Origin of the sequence: Bartonella massiliensis (genome assembly GCF_902150025.1) — a bacterium.
GTDB classification, from domain to species: Bacteria; Pseudomonadota; Alphaproteobacteria; order Rhizobiales; family Rhizobiaceae; genus Bartonella; species Bartonella massiliensis.
On the sequence record NZ_CABFVS010000001.1, the window covers coordinates 1 to 24,856 of the forward strand.

The following is a 24,856-nucleotide window of genomic DNA, read 5'->3' on the forward strand; positions in this document are numbered from 1 at the left end:
GGAATTGCACCTAAATTAAGGGGAACTGACATGGCACACCGCCCACCTACCATAACCCAACCAGCCATTGCACGCGCTTTAAGAGAAGCCAAAAAACAAGGTGCAGAGATTGTAGAAATAAAACCCACTGGAGAGTTACTCATTCATATCAATAAAACTGTAGAACCACCAACAACAAGGCATAATGCTTATAGTATTGAAGACTTTCCACCTCTTGAAAACGAACAAGAAGAATGTCGTACTCAGTCATCTTGTCCCTCTGTTGACGGCATAGAATTCTAACCATGCCTAAACGTCGTCCACCCTATCTTGTTCGTGAACGTACACGCCATGGTAAAATCATATGGTATGTCCGTATTGGTCATGGACCACGGCTTCGGATTGAAGGAACTTACGGAACGCAAGAATTTGTTGACAATTATACACTTGCCCTTAAGCATGCGCAAAATGGCTCTTCTAAAATAATAAAACGCACTAAGCTTACAGAAGGATCTTTTGACTGGTTATTGCATCAGTATTTACAAAGCATGCAATGGCATAATCAATCAGAGTCAACAAAAAAAGTTAAATATAGAATTCTAAACAATGTTTCTAAACATATTGGTAATCGCGCTTATAAAAGCATAGAAAAACAACATATTCTTGATGCCGTAGAAAGAAGACGCAATACTCCCGCAGCAGCAAGACACTTTTTAACGGCTTTAAATGGTCTTTTTAATTGGGCGGTTGATAATGCTCTTTTAAACAGAAACCCCGCTTTTAACATAAAACCGCCAAAATCCTTTAACGCAGAAGGCTTCACCCCATGGTTAGAAGAAGACATAGATAAATATTATCACAAATGGCATCATGGTACCCATGAACGCGTTTGGATTGATATTCTTTTGTATACGGGCTTACGCCGTGGTGACGCCGTTCGCATTGGCTGGAAAGATGTCAAAGATGATATTATTCATCTCAAAACAGAAAAGAGCCAATTTAAAACAGATGTTTTTCTTCCTATTTTACCAGAGCTTGCAGAAACCCTTAAAGTTGGTCCCGTAGGTGATGAAACATTTATTTGTGGAAAAGAAGGTAAAAAACTGACTAAGGAAAGTTTTGGCAACTTATTTCGTAAAGCTTGCAATGCATCAGGGATAAAAAAATCAGCCCATGGATTGAGAAAATTAGCAGCCACCCGCGCAGCTAATGCCGGTGCTACAGTTTCACAAATGAAAGCACTTTTTGGCTGGACTGAGGATAATATGGCATCTCTTTACACAAAGAGCGCAGATCGTAAACGTCTCGCAATAGAAGCAATTAAAAAGCTTCAAAAAAGTTAGGGATATACAGAAAATAAGTTAAAAGAATCAACGGAAATAAAATTCCCGCACTTCCTGATAACTCATTGATTTCATTAAAGTATGGCTGGGGTACCTGGATTCGAACCAGGGAATGCCGGTACCAAAAACCGGTGCCTTACCGCTTGGCTATACCCCAAAAAAATATGCCTCATAATTACTTTTGCACCTTATAGCGATTCCTGTGATTGGACGCAATATCTGAAAATCAAAGACTTTACTTTTTTATCACAAAATCTCCCTGCTGTGTGCAATATAATGCATCGATACCCATTCGCAACAGAAAGGGATAGACTGTTATCCTTCTAACACAAGTCATAAACCTTGATCCATCAATTATTTTGCTCTTTTGTTGATTTTCTAGAAATAGAAAATTTTATCGTTTACTCATGTCTCTAATAAATTAACATATGCTTTACTTTTTTTGATATATCCAAATCTCATCTTGCTCAATTAAAACAAAAGCTGTCACCATATTGAGAACTGACATAATGTATGATGACCGCTGTGCTCTTTCATTAAGCATAAAGATGATAATATCCAATGGCTTGTTATTCATAGATAGCGCTATCAAATGAGATTAAGCACATTGAGAAATGTCTCTTAAACATATGACTTAATTTTTATTGTAAATACTATGATCCGTGAATGGATTAGAAAAGATTTGCAAAAAAATAAAAGTATTTTATGTCGTATGTGAAAAAATATTTTTAGGTATAAGAACAAAAAATGACAGTTCTCTCCATTTACTTTTCATTCGCAAAATCATGATATTTTTGCCCGTTCATAGACATAAAAAATCTTCAAAAGCACTATTTATATAGATCAGAGTCTTTTTTTTGATTCATTAACATACATTTCCTAAAAGCTACTTTTACAACAAAAAGAAAGACATTAAAATTAATTAATATAAGCATTCAACATTTGCTTTTAGATGCTGCAAATGGCAAATTAGGCTTTTAAAGTAAGCTTAACAATTAGAATCGAGGAGATTTTTAAATGGCTTTTGAATTGGCTGCATTGCCTTATGATTACGATGCTCTTTCGCCTTATATGTCACGTGAAACGCTTGAATATCATCATGATAAGCATCACCTCGCTTATCTCACCAATACCAACAATCTTATAAAAGACGCAGGCTTAGAAAATGAAAGCCTTGAAGAGGTTATTAAAAAAAGTTTTGGAAAAAATATTGGTTTATTTAATAATGCAGCGCAATATTACAATCATAACCATTTCTGGCATTGGATGAAAAAAGATGGTGGTGGTCAAAAGCTGCCTGAAAAGCTAGCAAAAGCGATTGAATCTGATCTAGGTGGCTATGACAAGTTCCGTGCTGATTTTATTGCTACTGCTGGTGCCCAATTTGGTTCCGGATGGGCATGGGTTGTTGTTAAAGATGGTAAGCTTGAAATTATGAAAACGCCGAATGGTGAAAATCCCTTGGTCCATGATGCTCAACCTATCCTGGGTGTGGATGTGTGGGAACATTCCTATTACATTGACTATCGCAATGCTCGCCCGAAATATCTTGAAGCTTTCGTAGATCATTTGATCAATTGGGATTATGTTTTAAAACTTTATGAAAATTGCGGTTTGTAAACTATCTAGATAATTTTTTAGTGTCTATCAGACCCTATAATTCAATGAATTATAGGGTCTGATAAGCAAAGATATTATAGATTAACAACTGTCTTTTCTGCTATCTTTAGAATATAAGCATAGATATAGGCAACTTCTTCTAACTTTGAAAAACGTCCAGCTGCACCAGCATGTCCTGCGTCCATATTAATCCGCAATAAAATTGCATTATCATCTGTTTTTAACGCACGCAATTTTGCTACCCATTTTGCAGGTTCCCAGTAAGTTACACGAGGATCGGTTAATCCTGCGATTACAAGCATGGGGGGGTATTTTTGCGCTTTGACGTTATCATAGGGAGAATAAGAAGCTATAAGATTATAATCTTCTCGTGATTCAAGAGGATTTCCCCATTCGGGCCATTCAGGGGGCGTTAGGGGTAAGGAAGCATCGAGCATCGTTGTTAAAACATCAACAAAAGGCACATTCGCTACGATTCCAGAAAAATCTTGTGGCGCTATATTGGCAATAGCCCCCATCAACATTCCTCCTGCCGACCCACCGTGCGCAATAAGCCGATCATGAGCTGTGAAGTTATTGTTTACAAGATAACGCCCACACGCAATAAAATCGGTAAATGTGTTATATTTAAAACGATGTTTTCCTTTCTCATACCATTCAACCCCTTTTTCCTTGCCTCCACGAATATGTGCAATAGCATAAATAAAACCTCTGTTTACGAGAGAAAGTGCATTACTATTAAAACTCGCAGGAATAGAGATCCCATAAGCACCATAACCGTAAAGCAGACAAGGTGCACGACCATTAAGAGGTGTCGTTTTATGATAAAAAAGTGAGATGGGAATTTTTTCACCATCCTCTGCAGTGGCTATAATGCGTCGCGTTATATATTCATCTTTATTATGGCCAGAGGGAATTATTTGCGTCTTTAACAATGTTCTTTTGCGACTTTTTACCTCATAATCAAAGATTTGATCAGGCGTTGTCATCGATGAGTAAGAAAAACGAATGGACTGACTATTATATTCCGCTGCACCTTGCAAACCTAAAGAATAAACCTCTTCATCAAAAGCAATGGAATGGATTTGTTTTGTCGTACGATCCATAATTCTTATACGAGGAAGTCCTTCAAAGCGTTCGAGCCAAATAAGAAAGTCTTGATACGCATCATGAGATAGGATCAAACGTCCAAGCTGATGAGACACAAGCTCTGACCAATTTTCTGATTGCGGCGCAGCATACGGCGCAACCATCATTTTAAAGTCTTTTGCATTATCTATATTGGTAAGGATATAAAAGACATCACCACCTTCTGTCAGTGAATATTCAACACCTTTTTGCCGTTTTCGTACACATTGAGGAGCATTAAGAGGCGCTTTTGCAGAAATTAACCAGATCTCTGACGTTTCATGGTCACGAATACTCATATAAATAACATCATGAAGCTTAGAACCGCTTACATTTAAGAAAAAGCCTGGATTATCTTCATGAAAAATAAGTATATCTTGCGATTGATCTGTGTTTAAGCGATGATAATAAAGCTTAGAAGGACGGTGATTTTCATCTACTTTTGTATAGAAAAAACCTTCAGATTGAGCATCCCACACAATTTGTCCAGATGTATCAGTAATGGTGTCCATAAAATCAGATAATGTGTCTAAATTACGAATTTTAGCTGTATAAAATTCTGATCCTTTATCGTCATAGGTCCATACAACATATTTATGATCAGGAGATTCTTGAATGGAACCAAAATTGAAATATTCCTTACCTTCAGCCAAAAGATCACCATTAAGATAAACATGTCTTTCTCCACCATTCCTTAGTGTCCGAAAATAATGTGGTTGTTGCCCTCCGGTAACATAAGAAAAACCATAAGCAAAAGGTCCATTTTGTATAGGAACGGAACTATCGTTCTCTTGGATCCTGCTTTTCATTTCGCTAAAAAGCAAATCTCGTAATGGCTTTGTATCAGCCATTTGAGCCGCCTGATAAGCATTTTCTTTTTCGAGATAATGTCGAATATTGGAATCAAGACAGTTAGGATTTTTTAAAACATCTTGCCAGTTAGACGCACGTAACCAATGATAGGGATCATCACGAAAAATACCATGATATATTTCCTTATGAGTGATTCTAGATGCTTTGGGAGGAATTACAAAAGTGTGGGTCATACACAATCCTATATAAAATATGTTAATAGCTTCATTTATATGTTAGAATCACAATTATTGATGCAAGCGCAAAAATATAAATTCTACTTAACTGCAAAAATAACGTCGTGATAATTTTTACACTTAATATCCTTCTATTCATTAGCTGTCATAGCTATTGTTTTTTAAAGATGGAATACCACTTTTATAATAGAAGTGACTGGTCAGACAATATAAGTCATAAGAGGAATAATTGATTTTTTTTGAAACAGTATAAATTTATAGTTTTATAGCAGTAAAATAAATATATCTAATTTTTTTGTCATCATACCATAAAAAAATAAATAAATATTCTATCAAATATCGATAAATAGTTTATACTATAAACAATAATATATTGTCATATTTATAGTTATATTTTTATAATTCCTAAATTTATTTTACATTCTCAAAAAAAATCAATAAATTATCTTATATTTTTTTATATTTGTGATATGCTATATATTATGCATAACATGTTATAGAATAGAACTATATTTTAACATGTAAAAAATTTCATTTTTCTTATTGTATATTATGACAAAAAAGAGGTATTTATTTGATTTTTTGTGATTTTGGCAATTTTATAGAATAATTGAATTGACAAAAAGATTTTTGTACAATATGAAGCTCATGTGCATGGCATCTTTGTATTATGAGTATATGCACTATATCTCGATTTTGAATTACTCGATTTTAAATTAAAGGAAACAAGAATGGAACATCGTGCAGTCTTAGAGACTGAAAGCAATTTAGTTATTACATTGGTTGCTGATATTGTTGCTGCCTACGTGAGTAATAATTCTATTCGACCGACTGAAGTGCCAAGTTTAATTGCTGATGTCCATGCTGCTTTTCGTAAAGCAGGGAATCCAGAGTTAACGGAAGTCGAAGTTGAAAAACAAAGGCCTGCCGTTAATCCAAAGCGTTCAGTATTTCCTGATTATCTCATTTGTCTTGAAGATGGAAAAAAATTTAAATCTCTCAAGCGTCATCTCATGACACATTATGGAATGTTGCCAGAGGAATATCGTGAAAAATGGCAGTTAGACAGCTCTTATCCTATGGTGGCGCCTAATTATGCAAAAACACGATCAGCTTTGGCTAAAGAAATGGGGCTTGGACGCAAAAGCAAACGAAAAAAAGCTAAATAAGTCATATTTTGCGAGAAAATGATTCGTATATAAAGTTGTTTTTTATTGTATGTGTTTTTTGTAGAGTTTTTATGTGTATAGTCCTCTCTGCAAAGAGGATTATACATAACTTTCGTTGCGAATCCGTTTAATCATTGATTTTAGACCGTTTGATCGTTGTGGTGTGAGATTTTCATTTAAGCCAAGTTTTTCAAAAAGATCTTGAGCATTAGAATTACGAATTTCAGAAGCTTTCTTGCCTGAATAAAAAGCCAGAAGAATGTAAATGAGTCCACGTACAATATGAGCATCGGAATCGCCTTGAAAGGTTAATATTGGATCTTCCGAATTATTCCGTGAAGATAAAAGCCATACTTGGCTAACACAACCAGGAACTTTGTGGGCTTCGTTTCGAGCACTTTCTGGAAAAGGCGGTAACTCATGACCAAGCTCAATGACATAACGATAACGATCTTCCCAATTATCCAAAAGCGAAAAGTTCTCTATAATATTATTGATTGTTTCTGTCATTATCTTGGTCCTGTTTTATCTGAATAATCATGTTAAGTACATTTATTGACAGATCAATATTTATTTTCCTAACATAATGAATATGAAGTGCGTTAAAAAATATTATTTCAGGATAACATTGTACATTTTTGTAAGAACTTTTGTATTTCCATTTTGCGAGAAATATTAGAAGAATTCTCTATATTATTTTTGTTTCCTAATATGTTCCCTAAATATTCATAAGCAGCTCTTGCACCGTAATATGCGCGTTCGCCAAGTAAACTTAAAAAGGACTTACCTACTTTGCAGGCTTCTATATTACGGTCACAAAATGTTCCTAAGTCACTTAAAGCTTCCTTAAAAGCAACAATCACATCGCTCGTTGTTGTCTCATTATTTTGGGAGCTAGGAGAATGGTTACTACTTGGATTTGCGACAAAAAATGAAATAATGATAAAAATAAAAAACAAAAAAAATGATAATTTGATTAAAAAACGTATCATAGGCAATCACTGTACCGCAGTGGTCAACACAATAAAAAAAGCATTTTATACGCCGCTTCTTTATAAAAAATTTATAAAATGAGTTTTATAGAATTGAGTCTTCATTTCTTTGATCCATATCATTGGTTTTTTTATAAATAATATAATGCCGCGGCATAAAAATTATACACTTACAGGCTCATTATATATAATGAGTATACGGAGAGATATAATTATGTTAGTGCATAAGGAATAGAGAATGTACAGCATATTGATTTATCATAATAACTTATCAATGCCTATGTTGCATGAAAGACCTTAAGATCGCAAGATCATCTCATTGAAAGTCTGTTCATATTGAAACAATCAAAACTATTCATTTGCACATTACAAACGAGGAGAGCTATATGGATAAAAGCCTTATAAAAAACTAGAAATGCTTCTTATTGAAGAGTTTCAAATGGTAAGGGCCGTTAAAAACGTTGAACGCTGGAGAAATGTGTGATAGTGTAGCTTACTGCTTTATAAGCGCAAAGATAAAGGTGCTCAATAAATTTACCGTTACAACACAGCTCTGCAACTTTTTATTCCACAAAAAATGCAACAATAAGATAAGGATTAAATATATAGTCCAATTTCTTTCCTATGTTGTCTATATATTTATTTTAAATAATAACGCATCATTTTAATCTTAGCTGCAAAGTCTAAAAAGAGTTAAATTCTGTTATTCTTATTCTCTTATCGATAAAATCTTTACATTGCCTATAAAATTTTACTTTATTCATGAATTTTTTACTGGCACGTCATGACAATAATCAACATGTCGATAAAACATTAAAAAAATAGATACATTTCTTATAATTCCATCTAAAGGAGAAGTTTTTCTATAATATGTAAACATCAATTTCATTAATCCTTATACAAATTATTGAATATGCGTAGAAGGCATTTATACGAAAATATAACACTATTAAGAGATCATTTCTCTTCTTAAACCCTTTACAGAACAGTACCCCTTCTATATGTAAATTATGAAAAATATATATAATGGTTGTCTTTTTTGAGCGTTATAGACAAATAGTCTCAACTTAATTTTAAATTATAGGCAACTTGCAAAAACCAAAATAACCTTGAATGTTAATTCATTCAACACTTTCTTTATACATATTAAAGATTTTTAAAATATAAAATTAATGAACGTTGCTAAGAGCTCTTGTTGATTTATCAACGTATAAATTGATATAATGAGATTGCTTATTTCAGGAGTTTGAAAGGAAAAAATCAATAATGTAAACACACTCTTCTCTGGCTAAAAGTAAGAACTAATTTACATTCGTTTCTTTTTTGAAAAATAAACGCAACTGAAAATAAAAAATAATGACAGCAAAACGAAAGACATCCCGAAGAAAAACTGTGAAACATCGTAAATACCAGAGTAGTATTGTTATCACACTTATTCTTATAATTTTTCATGTTATTTTTTGGATAGGAAAAACTCTTTATTTCTATACACGAAAAAATACTTTATTTTTTGTTGGATCTCTTCTTTTTAGCATCAGTTTTTTATTTGTTTCATTTAATGCTTTATTTTCACAAATGACAACGCATCAAAATATTTTAACTCAAATGAAATTTTCCTCCGCTCAAAATATAGGGCAAACCCCTCATTTATCTGAAAAGACAGTAAAATCACAAAAACTCTCTCGTGTAGATTCTGTAAATTTTCCAAATCATCCCCATACAAACTCATCTTTTCCCTCTCAATCAGCAAGAATGCTGGAAAAGCAAAAAGCACTAGCAGAATTGGGACTTTATGATGGACCTTTAGATGGACTGGAAGGACCTAAGACGCGTCATGCTATCGCTTTATGGAAACAACAAACGGCTCAGAAAATGCCAAACAATATTTCACCTAACTCTCAAAAAGATGAAATTGCAATATTAATTAAACAGAGCGAAGTAGAAATAGCAAAGACAGAAAATATGGCGCACTCAAAAGAAGCTGTTTTAGAGCCTTCTGTCGAAGATATTATACAGGTGCAAAAAGCTTTACATATTTTTGGTCATGAAGAGGTTATTGTCACAGGAATAGAAGATCAAGAGACAATAGAAGCCTTAAAACAGTTTCAAAAAATGTTTGATCTTTCTGTAACAGGTAAAATTAACCACACAGTTTTGATGAAAATGCGTGAAGTTGGTTTATTAAATTAAAAGCTAATCATCTATATTATAAAAACAAGCTATGGATCGATAATGATAATTTATCATCTTCTTGTTTAATGCCCTCCAAATACAAAAATATTCCTTCCCCGCAAACCCTTTTATATTAAATAATCAGAATGGTTTTCTTATACACATTCCATATTGAACCATACATTTTTCTGCAAACAACTTATGACCGGTTGCAGAAAAATCATTGTGAGAAAGCCAACGCCCTTATTTTAAAAACTTTATTGCTTCTTATGATAAAAGAACGCGAAATTCTGTTGTAGTATCACGCTTGCCTTTCATATTCTCTAGCCAGCAATGATCCATTTCTTATTGTCAATTTGATTTTATGCATATGACGCAAAGACTATATACGAACAGCTATAAGAATCAGTAGATGAAAAGCTAGTTGTGTTATAATTTTTGTTTTGCAAAGTATTTTATAAAAGGACAGCACATTTCTCTAATTCATGACTGGAAAAGTTTTGTATTTTATGACGTTGTTTTCTAAAAAATCCTATGCTTTTTTGTTATCTGTAAATCAATATTCAATCCTCATTCAATCGCATGATTGTGATAAAGACCATGCATGTTTTTTCTGCTGTTGTGGCTTTTGCATACCAAATGGATACAAGCGCATAGTGTATCTCGTTTTGTGTAATCTCTTGAAATAGAGAGGCAGCTTGTAATTTGAGCAGAATATAAAATTTTAAGGGTAGAAACCATCTTCCCATTTTGCCCATTTCTTTTCATTCGGCTTTACGGCTTTCAAAGATATCTAAAGGAGTGACTTCTTTTAAATAATGGCGATTATTGCCCTACACTTTTTTAACACGTGTCTTTTTAGGCCCCCCCTCATGGAAAACAAAACATCCTAAATGGAATATACTTGGGTTGCATATTCACGGGCTTTCTTTCAAGAAACATCTCTCAAAATCCCCAAGCCCATTTCACAACAACACCCATGAATAATATACCCCTCTGGGGCTATCTATCATCTTTACACTTGTAAATAAGTAAGCAGGCACCATTACACACTGTGCCTTTCTCCAATGTTGCGATAACTCTTAGCACTTGAGCAATTTATAAGAGATATATCCTTGCTTTAATTTTTTTATTCATCTTGCTTTCCCCATCTATAATGCGCAAAAGAAATAGTTTTGATTGATTCAATTATAAAAGAAGTTGAAGTGAGAAAAATTTCGCGATACTCAAAGCTCTCACTCAATATAAGAAATGAAAATTATCATTATAAATCAATATGTTATATAATTATAATATTCCTTCATATGTGTAAAGTTGGTCGCACGTAATGGATTTTTAAACTCTAGAGGGAATTTTATAAACTTACAAAGAGTTTTACATAGCCCCATTCCACAGCTAATAACATGAAATGGGTTAAGAGACATTTGTTCAAAATAACAAATAAATCCGCAAGATAAAGACATTCCTTTAGAGTGTTCTGTCTTTGTAAGACAACACATTGATTTATAAAAATAATCTAGTCTTATTCATATTGAATTAGCCCCTCGAATAATGTAAGATTCTCTCATTTCCAACTTGTTTATATTGAATCAATTAATGTCACTTTCTTGCACATCAAAAGCGGGGCTGGTGTGTGGGTAAAAATTGTATAAGAAAGGTGTAAAAATGGTTTTTCATGAATCGTCTTAAGTGCCAAGGGTTGGTCCACAACATTTTAGGGCTGGCAAATATAACGAGGGTGCCGGCTTTCTTCTCCGCAGACGTAAAAATGGCGGTGCTCAATGGCTTTATCGTTATACTCTTCACGAGCGTCGTCGCGAAATGGGTTTGGGTGCGCTTTGAGAGATGTCTCTAAAAAACAAATCCGTGAATTGGCAACAGGGTGATGTTCTATTTTATGTGAGGGGTGTGCCCCTATTAAAGAACGTGAGAAACAAAAGCGTGAGGCAATAAGTAATCTTCATGATTTAAAGGACATTGCTTTAAATGCTTTTGAAAGTCGCAAAGCTGAATTAAAAAGAGAGGGTGAGGCTAGTGATTGGTTTGCATCTTTACAACTTCATATTCTCCCCAAATTAGGCTGTCTACCGGTTTCTGAGATTACACAAACAGAAATACGCAATAGGTTTGCCCCTATTTGGCATACAAAAGCTAGAACTGCTCGGATAGCATTGGTGCGTCTTAATCTTTGTCTCAAACATGTGGCTGCCTTGAGTTTGGCTGTTGATTTACAAGCAATAGAGAAAGCATGTGCTCTCTTAAGGAAAACAACACCATAAAACGCAAAACATGCCAGCTATGGATTGTAGAGATATACCAACTTTTTATAAAACACTTTGTGAAGCATCCACCATAACACAGCTGGCTTTGCGCTTGCTTATTCTTATAGGTGTTCGTATATAGTCTTTGCGTCATATTCATAAAGATCAAATTGATGGAGATACCTAGACTATTCTTAACTCGAGAATATGAAAGGCAAGCGTGATGCTACAACAGAATTTCGCGTGCCTCTATCATCAGATAACATTAGAAATTTAACAACAAGTACGCTTGCTTTCTCGCCATGATTTCTTTTTTTATATCCAGTCGCGGTCTCCTTACTGCAAACTGTATAGCTCAATATAGAAGCTCCCCCTATAAAATAGCAAGCGTATGAATTAACTGCACAATGGCACACCCTGCTCTATCAAGAATATACTTTTTCTCATGATATAAATTATAAGTGCATTATAGAAATGCTTTTATTTTCTTTAAGGAAAGAAATAAAAGAGTGTCCATAAAAATTTATTGCAGTGGTAACGATATAATAAAAATATTAAACCTGTTATACCCTTTTTGCTATTGCGGCTTGCGCTGCTGCTAAACGAGCAATTGGAACTCGAAAAGGAGAACATGAAACATAATCGAGGTTATTTTCTTCACATAAAGCAATAGAAGCAGGATCACCTCCATGTTCACCACAAATTCCCAATTTTATTTTTGCACGCTTTGAGCGTCCACGCTGTGCAGCAATGGCAATCAATTCTCCTACGCCATCACGATCAATCGATACGAAAGGATCTTGTTCCAAAAGGCCTTTTTGAAAATAGGTTGCCAAAAAAGGAGCAGCATCATCACGAGAAATTCCAAAAGTAGTTTGTGTCAAATCGTTTGTTCCAAATGAAAAAAACTCCGCTGTTTCAGCAATTTCATCGGCTCGAAGCGCTGCTCTTGGAAGCTCAATCATTGTCCCAACCATATACTGAATAGTACTTTTCTTTTCTTGCATCACGTCCTTAGCAACCTGATCAATACGCGCTTTTACAAAATCGAGTTCAGATTTAAGCGCAATAAGTGGCACCATAATTTCAAGCATAACAGGAGAGCCAGATTTTTGGGCAGCTTCTGCTGCTGCTTCAAAAATCGCTCGCGCTTGCATTTCAGCAATTTCAGGATAAGTAATGGCTAAACGGCACCCGCGTAATCCAAGCATAGGATTAAATTCGTGCAACTGCTGTGCTCGTTCAGAAAGCACCTCAGCCGAAACGCCCATAGCTGTTGCAACTTCAAGAATTTCTGCATCGGTTTTAGGTAAAAATTCATGGAGTGGCGGATCTAACAAGCGAATGGTCACAGGCAAACCACACATAATTTCAAATAATTCGCTAAAATCTGAACGCTGCATTGGCAAAAGCTTATCTAACGCTTTGCGACGACCACTTTCATCATGACTTAAAATCATTTCACGCATGGCAACAATACGTTCACCAGAAAAAAACATATGCTCTGTACGGCAAAGACCAATACCTTCAGCCCCAAAAGAACGCCCCATACGCGTGTCAGATGGTGTCTCAGCATTAGCGCGAATCCTTATACGTCGCATGCCATCAGCCCATTCCATTAACGTTGCAAAGTCTCCGCAAAGCTCTGGCTGCAACATCGCAACCTTCCCTTTGAAAATTTCTCCACTTCCACCATCAATCGTGATAATGTCACCCTTTTTAAAGCTTTCTCCCGAAGCAAACAGCGTATTTGTGTTATAATCAATTCGTACACTACCAGCACCAGAAATACATGGCTTTCCCATCCCCCGCGCGACAACAGCAGCGTGGCTTGTCATGCCGCCACGCGTTGTTAAAATTCCTTCAGCCGCATGCATACCATGAATATCTTCTGGGCTTGTTTCTACACGGACCAAAATAACTTTGCGCCCTTCTGCCGACGCTGTTTCTGCCTCTTCTGAGGTAAAAACAATTTCACCCGTTGCAGCTCCAGGAGAAGCTGGTAAACCACGTCCTATAACAAAACGTTCTGCTTTTGGATCCAGTGTTGGGTGTAAAAGTTGGTCAAGTGACTTTGCATCAATACGCATCACAGCCTCTTCACGACTGATGAGCCCCTCCTCAACCATTTCAATTGCCATTTTGAGAGCGGCACGAGCTGTGCGTTTTCCTGAACGAGTCTGCAGCATCCATAATTTACCTTTTTCAATGGTAAATTCGAGATCTTGCATATCCCGATAATGCTGCTCAAGCTTCTGTGCGATCTGACATAACTTCAAAAAAGCTTCAGGCATGATTTTTTCTAAAGACGGCTTATTTGAACCAGCAACAATACGCGCATTTTCTGTAATATTTTGAGGCGTTCGAATACCCGCTACAACATCTTCCCCTTGCGCATTAACTAAAAATTCACCATAAAGTTCTTTTTTCCCCGTCGACGGATTGCGTGTAAAAGCCACACCTGTTGCCGAATCTTCTCCCATGTTACCAAAAACCATAGCCTGCACATTCACTGCTGTTCCCCAATCTTCAGGAATGTTCTGTAAACGGCGATAAGTCACCGCACGTGCTGTCATCCAACTTGAAAAAACAGCCCCAATCGCCCCCCATAACTGTTGTTCGGGCTCTTGAGGAAAAGGGATTCCTGATTTTTCTTCAACATAAGCCTTATAAGAAGTAATAACATCCTTCCAATCATCAGCTGTCATTTCTGTATCAATAGTGTAACCATTGCGTGCTTTTGCTTCATCAAGAATCTCTTCAAAATACGAATGATCTAATCCCAAAACAACATTAGAATACATTTGGATAAAACGCCGATAACTATCATAAGCAAAACGTTCATTATTGGCTTGTAAAGCAATTGCTTTTACGGTTTCATCATTCATACCAAGATTCAGCACTGTATCCATCATCCCAGGCATAGATGCTCGTGCTCCTGAACGAACAGAAAGCAAAAGTGGTCTTTGCTTATTCCCAAATTCACGTCCTGTTTGTTCACAAATGCGTCTTAGTGCTTTTTTAACAGCTTCCTGTAACTCTTCTGGATATGATTTGTCATGGGCATAATAAAAATTACAAACTTCGGTTGTCAAAGTAAAACCAGGCGGTACCGGCAAACCAAGATTACTCATTTCTGCCAAATTAGCGCCTTTACCTCCTAGAAGATTACGCTCGCTTGCACTTCCTTCTGCGTTGCCATCTCCAAAACTATAAACCCATTTTTTCATTGTACAAATCCTCCCATATCAGCATCAAAACATTATTCAACCTAGGTTCATTTAAAAGCAATGATTTGATTTAAAAATCGAACAAACAAAATAATACCGCTTCATAAGTGCATAAGACCAATCCTTCCAAAAGAGATAATAACCACAAGTACCACTATCCATCTTCTGGAAAATTAAAAATCAGTTTTTAAGATAACGATCAATCACCGACAAAAAGTCTTCTACGTTCATAGCACCTTCATATTTATCACCATTGATAAAGAAAGTAGGTGTTGCTGTAACACCAAGTTCTTTACCACGCTCAAAAGATGCATTCACTTCATCTAAAATGGTCTGGTTTTTCAAACACGCAGTAAAACTTTCATCGCTAAAACCTGCCATTAAGCTAATTTTTTTCAATGGTGTTAGAGCGTCTTTTCCCCAAACCCAATCATTTTGTTTTTGAAATAAAACCTCTATCAAAGGAAAATAACGATCTTCTGGCGCACAGCGCGCTAACATAAAACCCGCTGTTGCCCGAGGATCAAAAGCATAATCGCGGAAAATCAGTTTTACTTTTCCTGTTTTGATATATTTCTTACGAATTTGAGGAAGTATATCATTATAAAAATGCGCACAATGCGTACATGTTAACGAAGCATATTCAACAATGATCACTGGTGCATCTGCCTCTCCCTCAAAGCGGTCCTTTACTTTACCTGATTGAAGAAGTTCAGCCATATCCACCGTTGCAACGGGTTTGGGACCACGCGCTAAAGCAACTGTTATACTGTTTTGTACAATCGTTATGAAGAGAAAAATTATCCCGAAAAATAAAAAAGAACGACACTTTATCATAAATATTACTTTTCTGTTGTTATTAAACGAATAGGAACCCAATGCTTTCTCATATACTATAAGGAAAATATATAAAATATCTTTCTATTTATTATTTTTTTCCGAGAAAATGCAACAGCCAAGTTTGTAAAGTGATTGGCGTAAGCTTTTATCTTCAATTCCTTCAAGCATTTTTTCCACGCATTTTTTATCCTGTTCACTCAAAATCGGCTTGAAAGACACATGCTTCATAAAAATCGACATACTCCTTTGCTCAATCTTGATACGATCAACAGCAATATAGCCAAAAAATCCATTAATTCTATGAAGCAATTCCTCTGTTTCATGCATCAATTTTAACGCAGAAAATCCTTCACATGCAACAATAAGTGTTGCTGGCTGAAAAACTTCATCTTGATCCGCGTGACGTTTCCAAATAATTTTAAGGGGCATTGTATGTTCACTGATATCATAGCCCGCAATTTGTGGCCAATGCTCTATTAGCGCGACATTGAGCCCTGTCCGTTTGCGTAAAACTGGATCAAGTATTTTGAATACCGTCTCAGAAAGAGAATGAAAAGCATGTTTTTTTAGTTGTTTTCTCATCTTTAGATCATTGTTCAACTGTTTATCCAATTAAAATCACTTGTTTCATCTAAAAAATATTTCTTTTCTAATTTATAAAATATCAACAAAATAGAAATTTGTCTCCTAACCAGAGCCTCGATAATAAAAGAACAAAAACACATGAATTCCCCAATAAATGCTTTTTTCTTTTGCATTTTACCTCTTCCTATGCTTGAAAACAATTATGTATGAAATTTCTTCGCACCTCCTTTCTTGGTACGATCAAAAGCACAGACATCTCCCATGGCGGATCACTCCTGAAGAGCAAAAACAAGGTATCCGTCCTGATCCTTATCAAATTTGGCTTTCTGAAATCATGCTTCAACAAACAACCGTTGAAACGGTTAAGCCTTATTTTAAAAAGTTTCTGAAACTTTGGCCTGATCTTTCTTCTTTAGCAAAAGCCTCACAAGATGACATCATGAAAGCATGGGCTGGGCTTGGTTATTATTCACGTGCACGTAATCTTAAAAAATGTGCAAGACAGCTTGTTGAAAACTACGCAGGACAATTTCCACAATCTGTAAAAGCCTTGCGAACTCTCGCTGGTATTGGAGATTATACAGCCGCGGCCATTGCTGCAATTGCTTTTAACCACCCTGTAGCCGTGGTTGATGGTAATGTCGAACGTGTGGTCGCCCGCCTTTTTGCTATCACTTCAATATTGCCAAAAGCAAAAGCTGAAATCAAAGAAAAAGCACAAAAAATTACTGATTTAAACCGCCCTGGTGACTTTGCTCAAGCAATGATGGATTTGGGAGCAACAATTTGTACTCCACGCAAACCATCTTGTTATATCTGCCCTCTTGAAATTTTATGCAAAGCAGCAAAGATGCAACAAGCGGAATCTTTTCCAGTCAAAGCTCCTAAAAAAGAACGTCCTTCCAAAACAGGTATTGCTTTTGTAGTTCTTAATAAAAAGAAACAAATTTATTTGGAAAAACGACAAACGCAAAAACTCCTTGGCGGAATGACTCAAATTCCTAACAATATTGGCATAAATAATGAAAATGGACTCCAAAATGCACCCTTTACTGCCAATTGGCAATTCAAAGGACAAATTACCCATGTTTTTACTCACTTTTCTCTAAAACTCGATGTTTACTATACTGAGGAGGTTCATGAAATGAATTGTGAAAATGGTTGGTGGTGTAACATTCAACATCTTGCCGAAGAAGCGCTCCCTACTGTTATGAAAAAAGCCATATCCATAGCACTTCCCAATGCTTTCAAATTTAAATAACCGTTCCTATTCGTGAAAATGCTTTCTAATAGAGAATTTTGCATCTCTAGAAACCATTTCTTCCTCTGTAAAAGAAAAATTTAAGAACGTTAAATAATAAGTTTTTGACAGATAAAATTTAAAAAGGAATCAAGAAACTTAGAAATCTTAGATTTAAATTTCAAGATTTATCCTTTTTGTGCTTATGAAAAAACAGCACCATCTCATACATTTTGTCAGCCCTCTGCAACAGCCCTTGGCACTTGAGACAGTTCACGAGAGATATTTAATTTTTTCTTGTAGGCTTTTATCCATACGCAGCTCCGCTTATGACACGCAAGCCTAGTAATTTTAATTGTTGCAACACGGAACAAGTTTGAAATGAAAAAGTCTTACAATATTCGGGGGGTAAGTTTAATAATGATAAATTATATTTATAAATCAATGCATTGTATGTAATTTATAGATGTATGTTTGCCTTTAAAAAAATATTCAATTTTGAGTTTCTGAATGAGCCTTTCTGTTATTTTATTTGCATAAAAGTATATCGATTGAGAATTTGACTATTTTGGAACTTAAATGAAAGCATAGAGTAAAAATTTCTCATTTTAATTTTTCTATAAAAAACATAAAAACACGCGTTTACCGCTTACAAGCGAGATTGTTATATTGAAAAAATGCCTCGGACAAAGCATAAAATGCTCTCATGTTCACCTAAAATCATGCAGCATATTGACTTATAAAGATAATTTAGAGTTATTTAATTTAAATTAGAGCCTAAAATCACGTAAGATTTTTTCATTTCAGACTTGTTGCGTGTTAAATCAATCAAAATTATTTGCTTGCACACCAAAAGCGGACTGGCACATGGGTAACAGCTCAACAAGAAAGAACTAAAATGTCTCTCATGAATTGTCTCAAATGCCAAGGGTTGTTGTAACATAGAAGTTGGCAAAGTGTGTGGTAACACCCGTTTGCCCCTTCATAAGCATAAAAATCGGAATACTCTATAAATTTTATACATGTCATAGGACTTTACCATTACATTATTCATGGATGTCATATATGCCATCGCGAAACGAGATTGAGTGCATTGAAAAATGTTTCTTTTAAAAAGCACATCAATCGGCAACCCAATAGCATTGTGTTTTGAATGAAAGGCGTAACTCTATCGAAAGCAAATTGGTGATCAATAAAATAAAACAAGAATGATGCGATCAGCCTAGTTCATAAAACACCCGTTTTTAACATTTGTGAACGTATGATCATTCTTAAATGATCTATAGACTTTAACCGTCCGTTTTCCTCATAATACCAAAAGGTCCAACCGTTACAACTCTGGGAATCTTGAGCCTTTCTTCCCATTGCGTGAATTGAACCTGCTTCACCACCATGCATGATCGTACCATCAGCTCTTACAATAGCAGATACCTGCTTCTTGCGATCATAAAGAACTTCTCCAGGATAGAGTAAACCGGCTTCAAGCAAACTATTGAATGCTACGCGCGGTTCTGCTTTTTTTCTATCCAAAATCGCCAATTCTGGTTGCGCTAAAGGTTTAACCGCCGCAATTCTCTCACATGCTGCATCAATATAATCTTGCTCGCGTTCAATCCCAACAAAATCACGCCCTAAAAGCTTGGCAACAGCACCTGTTGTTCCTGAACCAAAAAATGGATCAAGAATAACATCTCCAGGTTTACTAGAAGCCATAATAATACGCGCTAATAACGCTTGTGGTTTTTGTGTCGGATGTAACTTACGCCCTGAATCATCCTTTAAACGCTCAGCACCAGTGCAGAGAGGAAAAAGCCAATCTGATCGCATTTGTAAATCTTCATTGGCTGCTTTCAAAGCATCATAATTAAAGGTGTACTTTTTATCTTTTTGATCTCGCACAGCCCAAATGAGTGTCTCATGGGCATTTTGAAAACGGCGCCCTCTAAAATTAGGCATCGGATTATTCTTGCGCCAAATGATATCATTAAGCATCCAAAAACCTAAATCTTGTAATGCCGTCCCAACTCGAAAAATATTATGGTAGGATCCGATCACCCAAAGCGTTCCGTTGGGTTTTAACACACGACGACACGCAAGCAACCATGCACGGGTAAAAGCATCATAAGCAGCAAAACTCTCAAACTGGTCCCATGCATCATCAACCGCATCAACAAGCGAATGATCCGGACGGTATAAAGCACCATCCAATTGCAAATTATAGGGGGGATCCGCAAAAATCATATCTACGGAATGTTTTGGCAATTTTTCTAAAACGGCAACACAATCTCCTTTAAAAATTTTATTGCGCCATGGCATCTGTGAGGGAGTACGAATGAAATCTTTTTGAAGCTGAATAACTGTCATGAAAAACCCAACAAAATGAACTTAATTTGCCCTATAATCAATCAAAATAGTTTATAGGCCCGCATTACCAATCCATATTTACAAAATAGAGTAAACGTATCGTTAAAGTTCTGCAAAATTGATATTCATTTTTATTTTTTTAAGTAAAAGAACTTTCATCTGAATGAATGCTTATTTTTCTTTCTTTAATGTACTATTCCCATATCTTTTATTTCGTAAAAGAATTAAAAATCATTTTCAAAGCATATTTTTATGAAATAAGGTCCTCTTCATATTGTTTTCATGAAAGTTATCCATCTCGTAACATATAAAGGAATATCTTATGCCTCAGATAGATCTTATTATTTTTGATTGTGACGGCGTTCTCGTCGACTCTGAATATCTTGCCGCAAAAATTGGATCCCAATTGCTCAAACAAACAGGATATGAAATATCACCCGAAGAATTAAGTGAACGTTTTTCAGGGCTTATCTTTCGCGATATTCTTAAACACGTTGAACAGGAAACAGAAAAACCAGTTTCTGCTCATCTCATAGATCAGATGTCCAATATTTTTCGTACACAAATAAAAACTGAATTACGGGCTATTAATGATGTAAGAGAAGCCGTAGAAATTATTCAAACGCGCTATCCCTACTGTATCTGCTCTAATGCAAAGAGCCTAGACATAAAAGAGATGCTCACGACGGTTGATCTCTATGACCTTTTTGAAGGAAAAATATTTTCAGCACCTGAAGTTGGAACAAAAAAAACGAAACCTGCCCCTGATGTTTTCCTTTTTGCCGCACAACAATTACAGGTAGAGCCTCAAAACACGATTGTTATAGAAGATTCACTTCATGGTGTGCATGCTGCCATAGCAGCAGGTATGCGTGTTATCGGCTTTACAGGAGGATCCCATAGCTATCTTGGCCACTCTAATGCACTTGCAGAAGCTGGTGCGGAAACGGTTATCGCAAAACATGCACATTTAGGAGAAGTCTTAGAAGCAATGGCAGTATGGCGCGATTTATTATAAAAAAACTCTTGACTATATCAGTTTGTAAACTCTTTTAAGAGGGCATTTTACCCCAAATGTCCTCCCCTTCTCGTTTCTTTCCTTTTATAATAACTTCAAGAAATACGCGATTCACAATACGGAATAACTGCATCTCAATGTGAAGAAAAATATGGTCCCTCGTCCATAAACCACGAGTCTAACCATTGCACATGCTTTAACAGAAGCAAAAAAGTAAGGATATGAACCCATAAAATCCAGCCTCTTGGAAATCAAATCTACCGGTAAACGACTTATCTCTCTCAAATCCAATAGCCTAGTCTCACCATCAGTCGTCCATCCCGATAAATGGTTAGATTTGTCAAAAAAAGAATATTATGCTACCTTATTCAATAAGATATAAAAATTGCTATGCTGAAACAACGCCCCCTTAGCTTATTCAATACATGACCCAGCATGATAAAATTTTGTGGTATGTGCGTATTGAGCATAAGGGAACACATTAAAATTCACGAAATCTATAGATTACAAAAGTTTGTTGAAAACAACAAAAGAACTTTTGCTGGGTTACAAGATTTTATGCTTCCTCAAACCAAATCTCGTAAATTTGTTGAAGAGTTATTGATCTTACTGCTTAAACAATCTTTTGACAACATCGATTGGTGTAATCTCTCTAAGATTATATAAAAACTAAGAGAATATATCTTTGATAAAGATATGCGCTTTTATAAGCAATATTTCTTACCAAGAAACTGATGATCAATATATTGATTTATAATGATAATAATTGATAATCTAGCCTTATTTAGATTAAGCAAAAAAATGAATATCGTAAAATTCTCTCCTTTCAAATCTGGATATGTTAAATCAATTAAAGCAATGAATAAAAACGCCTCTTCATGAAGCATCTTAAAAACCAAGGATTTGCATAACATTCAGAACGAGAAAGGTGTGTGATAGTGCCATCTTTTCCTGTATAAACATAAAAAAGGCAGTGCCCTATGAATTTGATATTATGGAGCTTTATCATTACACCTCTCACGTACATCATTGTGAAATAAGCTTGTGTACCTTGAGAAAGATTTCTTTAAAACAAAAAAGATTAACATAAAGCATATAATAATATTGTAATAATATTGAATAACGAAAGAGATATGCGCAAACGGCTTAAAATTTTCTGAAAACACTTAATAAAATTTAAAAATAAGCAATGAAACCAGATCTTTCTATCGTAATTTAACTTTAGAAAAAATACCCTTTTTAAAAAACAAAAATGGCTTTTCCATTTAAACAAAGAATATAGAAAAAATTATCCAATGCTCATTTTTCAGCATGCGTAAATATTGTCTGAATTTATGTTCTTCATACACTATCCGCGGTCATGCTGTTCACATTAATGAAAAAGATAATAATATTCATCTCTATCCAACTCGAGGTCTATTTCACTATCAAAAAATGTACATTTTTTAGCATCTATAAAACAAAAGGAAATATAATTAAGCGTAAAGTAATTAATATTAATATATTATCATGATATAATTAAAAAAATTGTATAATAATTTATACCATCTATAGAACACACACTTTATAATAAAAACCATCATAGCAAATAAAAATTCAGTGCTTCACTTCATATTTATTATTGATAAGATCATTATATATTATTTTATAAAATAATATATATTAACTTATAAATTAAATTTTAAAAATATTTTTCGTAACTATTACTGTTACTTTTTTTGCAATATTTTATAAAAAAGTATATCTATATTTTTTAATATGTATTTTTAATATTGACTAAAAATACATAATGATATATCTATACTCATTATAAATGAAGTTATATACACATACTGTTATATTTACTAATATATAAAAATTAAAATATTTGAGGTAAGTTATGGTAAAATATTTAAAAGTTATGTCTTAAGTGTTTGTATAGCGAGCGCTTTTTTTCTTTCACAAACTATAAATGTTAATGCAAACTATTTGAGAACCAATACCCCAAAAGAGGAACTTTCTGTTTCTTTCATCGAGCACGTAAAGAATGCAAAATCTGATGCTGTTTCTACAACTGCTTTCTATGCTCCATCTGTAAGTTATCAAACAGAAAATGAAACCAATGCAGACGGAAAAGTTGAAAAAGTCCTTGAACCTGTGACTTTAGGAATGGGACTATTATTTGCTGGATATGCAGTGAGTTTTATAGGATCGATCATAGGTTGGATAAAAGACATCGTAGTGATGTTTAAATATTAAATCTAGTATAACACGAGAATAATGGCTTCATTATGTATTATTGGATTGTTGTAAGTAATTACATAATGAAGCTACTTTTACTAACAATATAAACGCTGTAGAATACATTTAAATATCCAAATACCAAATATCCAAATTATAAATGTACGCATATATATTGAATAGTATAAAGTATTTGAGGTAAATTATGATTAAGTTTTTTAAAAGTCATATATTAAGTATTTTCATGATATCTACCTTCTCTCTTTCACAGGTTGCAAATGTCCATGCAAGCTATTGGCAAGAGAGTACTCACCGTGAAAATATTTTTGTTTCTGCAATAGAACAAAAAAGAAAGGATGCAGTCCATCTCGTTTCTCTCTATACACCAAATATAAATCGTAGTGTAGGAAATGAAATTACCCTTGAGGGAAACTTTGAAAAGGTCGTTGAATCTCTTAGACTGGGGAATTTTGGTTTGGGAATGGCACTTGGATATGCATCACATGCGGTAGGCATGTTGTTAGGATGGATGATCTTTAAAATGATATGCTATTTTAAATCTTGTTAAAATTGAAAATTCATAAGAATACAATTTTATTTTATAAAACATAAACTATAGATACACCCTGCTTTTATCCATTGTTGATGATAAAAGGTGAATGAATTATCCCATTAAGAATAAAAAAAGCTTTGAATGCTTCTGTTTTTCTTAATGTACACTCATTTTGTTGATGTATCTATTCAATTCAGATTAAAATAAAATTATTGGTGAAATGATGATTAAGGTATTGAAAACTTATGTATTAAATGTTTTTATAGCAGTTGCTTTTTTACTTTCACAAATTACAAATGTTCATGCCAATCATTTGAAAAATGATACTCAATGGGAAACGATTACTCTCATGGAACAAGCAAAGAAAAAAGCTGTCAATATCGCTACTTTCTATATCCCTAATTTCATTCATGGAGCAAAAAATGAATCTACCATTGAAGGAAAAGTAGAGAAAGTCTTTGAACCCATTACTCTAGGCGTTTTTTCTACAGTAGGTGCTTTGGGTTTTGGATTCCTGACCGGATCTGTTATGGCTATGTTTAGTGCGGTTATTGGATACGCCATAGGGAAAATTAAAGGCGAACAAGCTAAAGAGGCTCAATTATTTTGGCCATTTGGATACGCGTGTTCGCGTTAAATAGGAATTTACAGCCTGCTTTGCATCATTTAGCAGGCTGTTTTTATGCTTTCTATGAATAAACTTTACATGACCACCCTGTGTAGCACAAACATAATATCTATTCTGATAATACTTTGATTTATAACGATAACCTAGCGTCATTCAACTTGAAATAAGAGTCCTGAATATCGTAAGATTTTCTCATTTCAAACCTGCTCCATGTTGAATCAATAAAAATCACTTGCTTGCACGTCACAAACGAGATGAGTGTGTGGATAAAACTGTATAATAAAAATGGCTTTTTATGAACCGTCTTAAGTGCCAAGATCTGTCGCAACACTCAAAGGTTGGCAAATAGTATGATGGTGCCAGCTTGTTACTCCATAAGCGTAAAGATGGGGGAGATCAATGGATTTTATATTATTCTAGGGGGGCTTTACCGTTATACCATTCACAGGCAGCATCGTGAAATAA

The 24,856-nt window shown here is 34.8% G+C and carries 17 protein-coding genes, 1 tRNA gene and 1 pseudogene; 11 read left to right on the forward strand and 8 right to left on the reverse strand.

Annotation, left to right across the window (positions count from 1 at the left end; genetic code table 11):
* The first annotated feature begins 30 nt into the window (after window positions 1–30).
* Window positions 31–282, forward strand: coding sequence for a hypothetical protein (locus FNZ60_RS00005; RefSeq protein WP_142415738.1), 252 nt, complete (start codon window positions 31–33; stop codon window positions 280–282).
* Window positions 283–284: 2 nt separating this feature from the next.
* Window positions 285–1,322 (forward strand): tyrosine-type recombinase/integrase, encoded by a 1,038-nt coding sequence (locus FNZ60_RS00010; protein ID WP_142415739.1) that lies wholly within the window; start codon window positions 285–287, stop codon window positions 1,320–1,322.
* A gap of 82 nt (window positions 1,323–1,404) precedes the next feature.
* Here FNZ60_RS00010 and FNZ60_RS00015 read toward each other — a convergent pair.
* Window positions 1,405–1,479 (reverse strand) — tRNA-Gln (locus FNZ60_RS00015).
* A gap of 860 nt (window positions 1,480–2,339) precedes the next feature.
* Here FNZ60_RS00015 and FNZ60_RS00020 point away from each other — a divergent pair.
* The gene (locus FNZ60_RS00020; RefSeq protein ID WP_142415740.1) at window positions 2,340–2,942 is read left to right on the forward strand and encodes a superoxide dismutase; all 603 of its coding nucleotides are present in this window, start codon (window positions 2,340–2,342) and stop codon (window positions 2,940–2,942) included.
* Between the two features lie 74 nt (window positions 2,943–3,016).
* On the opposite strand, the gene FNZ60_RS00025 is transcribed toward FNZ60_RS00020, so the two are convergent.
* Window positions 3,017–5,116: a S9 family peptidase gene (locus FNZ60_RS00025; RefSeq protein ID WP_142415741.1), complete on the reverse strand. Its 2,100-nt coding sequence runs from the start codon at window positions 5,114–5,116 to the stop codon at window positions 3,017–3,019.
* Between the two features lie 734 nt (window positions 5,117–5,850).
* Between FNZ60_RS00025 and FNZ60_RS00030 the strand changes: the two genes are divergently transcribed.
* The gene (locus tag FNZ60_RS00030; protein ID WP_142415742.1) at window positions 5,851–6,288 is read left to right on the forward strand and encodes a Ros/MucR family transcriptional regulator; all 438 of its coding nucleotides are present in this window, start codon (window positions 5,851–5,853) and stop codon (window positions 6,286–6,288) included.
* 99 nt (window positions 6,289–6,387) lie between these two features.
* Here FNZ60_RS00030 and FNZ60_RS00035 read toward each other — a convergent pair whose 3' ends face one another.
* Together FNZ60_RS00035 and FNZ60_RS00040 are read right to left on the reverse strand one after the other, a co-directional pair.
* A complete protein-coding gene (locus FNZ60_RS00035) occupies window positions 6,388–6,798 on the reverse strand; it encodes a SufE family protein (RefSeq protein WP_142415743.1) in 411 nt (136 codons plus the stop codon).
* Window positions 6,799–6,905: 107 nt separating this feature from the next.
* The gene (locus tag FNZ60_RS00040) at window positions 6,906–7,280 is read right to left on the reverse strand and encodes a DUF5330 domain-containing protein (RefSeq protein WP_142415744.1); all 375 of its coding nucleotides are present in this window, start codon (window positions 7,278–7,280) and stop codon (window positions 6,906–6,908) included.
* Window positions 7,281–8,636: 1,356 nt separating this feature from the next.
* On the opposite strand from FNZ60_RS00040, the gene FNZ60_RS00045 reads away from it, so the two are divergent.
* Complete coding sequence (locus FNZ60_RS00045) at window positions 8,637–9,470, forward strand: peptidoglycan-binding domain-containing protein (RefSeq protein WP_142415745.1); 834 nt, start codon at window positions 8,637–8,639, stop codon at window positions 9,468–9,470.
* Between the two features lie 1,803 nt (window positions 9,471–11,273).
* Window positions 11,274–12,075 (forward strand): annotated as a pseudogene (locus tag FNZ60_RS09920) (tyrosine-type recombinase/integrase); the annotation flags it as partial.
* 201 nt (window positions 12,076–12,276) lie between these two features.
* Here the strand turns inward: FNZ60_RS09920 and ppdK are convergent.
* The 3 genes from ppdK to FNZ60_RS00075 all read right to left on the reverse strand — a co-directional run bounded on the left by ppdK (window position 12,277) and on the right by FNZ60_RS00075 (window position 16,365).
* Window positions 12,277–14,943 carry a pyruvate, phosphate dikinase gene (ppdK, locus tag FNZ60_RS00065; protein WP_142415746.1) on the reverse strand — a complete coding sequence of 889 codons (2,667 nt, stop codon included), beginning with the start codon at window positions 14,941–14,943 and terminating at the stop codon, window positions 12,277–12,279.
* 180 nt (window positions 14,944–15,123) lie between these two features.
* Window positions 15,124–15,780, reverse strand: coding sequence for a DsbA family protein (locus tag FNZ60_RS00070; RefSeq protein ID WP_142415747.1), 657 nt, complete (start codon window positions 15,778–15,780; stop codon window positions 15,124–15,126).
* An 84-nt stretch (window positions 15,781–15,864) separates the two neighbouring features.
* The gene (locus tag FNZ60_RS00075) at window positions 15,865–16,365 is read right to left on the reverse strand and encodes a DUF721 domain-containing protein (RefSeq protein ID WP_142415748.1); all 501 of its coding nucleotides are present in this window, start codon (window positions 16,363–16,365) and stop codon (window positions 15,865–15,867) included.
* A gap of 157 nt (window positions 16,366–16,522) precedes the next feature.
* Here FNZ60_RS00075 and mutY point away from each other — a divergent pair, with 157 nt between their 5' ends.
* Window positions 16,523–17,629 (forward strand): A/G-specific adenine glycosylase, encoded by a 1,107-nt coding sequence (mutY, locus tag FNZ60_RS00080; RefSeq protein WP_142415749.1) that lies wholly within the window; start codon window positions 16,523–16,525, stop codon window positions 17,627–17,629.
* Window positions 17,630–18,835: 1,206 nt separating this feature from the next.
* Here mutY and FNZ60_RS00085 read toward each other — a convergent pair.
* The gene (locus tag FNZ60_RS00085; protein ID WP_425456816.1) at window positions 18,836–19,924 is read right to left on the reverse strand and encodes a site-specific DNA-methyltransferase; all 1,089 of its coding nucleotides are present in this window, start codon (window positions 19,922–19,924) and stop codon (window positions 18,836–18,838) included.
* A gap of 370 nt (window positions 19,925–20,294) precedes the next feature.
* Here FNZ60_RS00085 and FNZ60_RS00090 point away from each other — a divergent pair, with 370 nt between their 5' ends.
* The 4 genes from FNZ60_RS00090 to FNZ60_RS00110 all read left to right on the forward strand — a co-directional run bounded on the left by FNZ60_RS00090 (window position 20,295) and on the right by FNZ60_RS00110 (window position 24,400).
* Entirely contained in the window at window positions 20,295–20,990 is a 696-nt protein-coding gene (locus FNZ60_RS00090; RefSeq protein ID WP_142415751.1) for an HAD family hydrolase, read from the forward strand.
* 1,863 nt (window positions 20,991–22,853) lie between these two features.
* On the forward strand, window positions 22,854–23,228 hold the full coding sequence (locus FNZ60_RS00100; protein ID WP_142415752.1) for a hypothetical protein: 375 nt from the start codon (window positions 22,854–22,856) through the stop codon (window positions 23,226–23,228).
* A 226-nt stretch (window positions 23,229–23,454) separates the two neighbouring features.
* Window positions 23,455–23,778, forward strand: a complete 324-nt coding sequence (locus FNZ60_RS00105) for a hypothetical protein (protein WP_246054682.1) — start codon at window positions 23,455–23,457, stop codon at window positions 23,776–23,778.
* A 208-nt stretch (window positions 23,779–23,986) separates the two neighbouring features.
* A complete protein-coding gene (locus tag FNZ60_RS00110) occupies window positions 23,987–24,400 on the forward strand; it encodes a hypothetical protein (protein ID WP_142415809.1) in 414 nt (137 codons plus the stop codon).
* Window positions 24,401–24,856 lie beyond the last annotated feature (456 nt).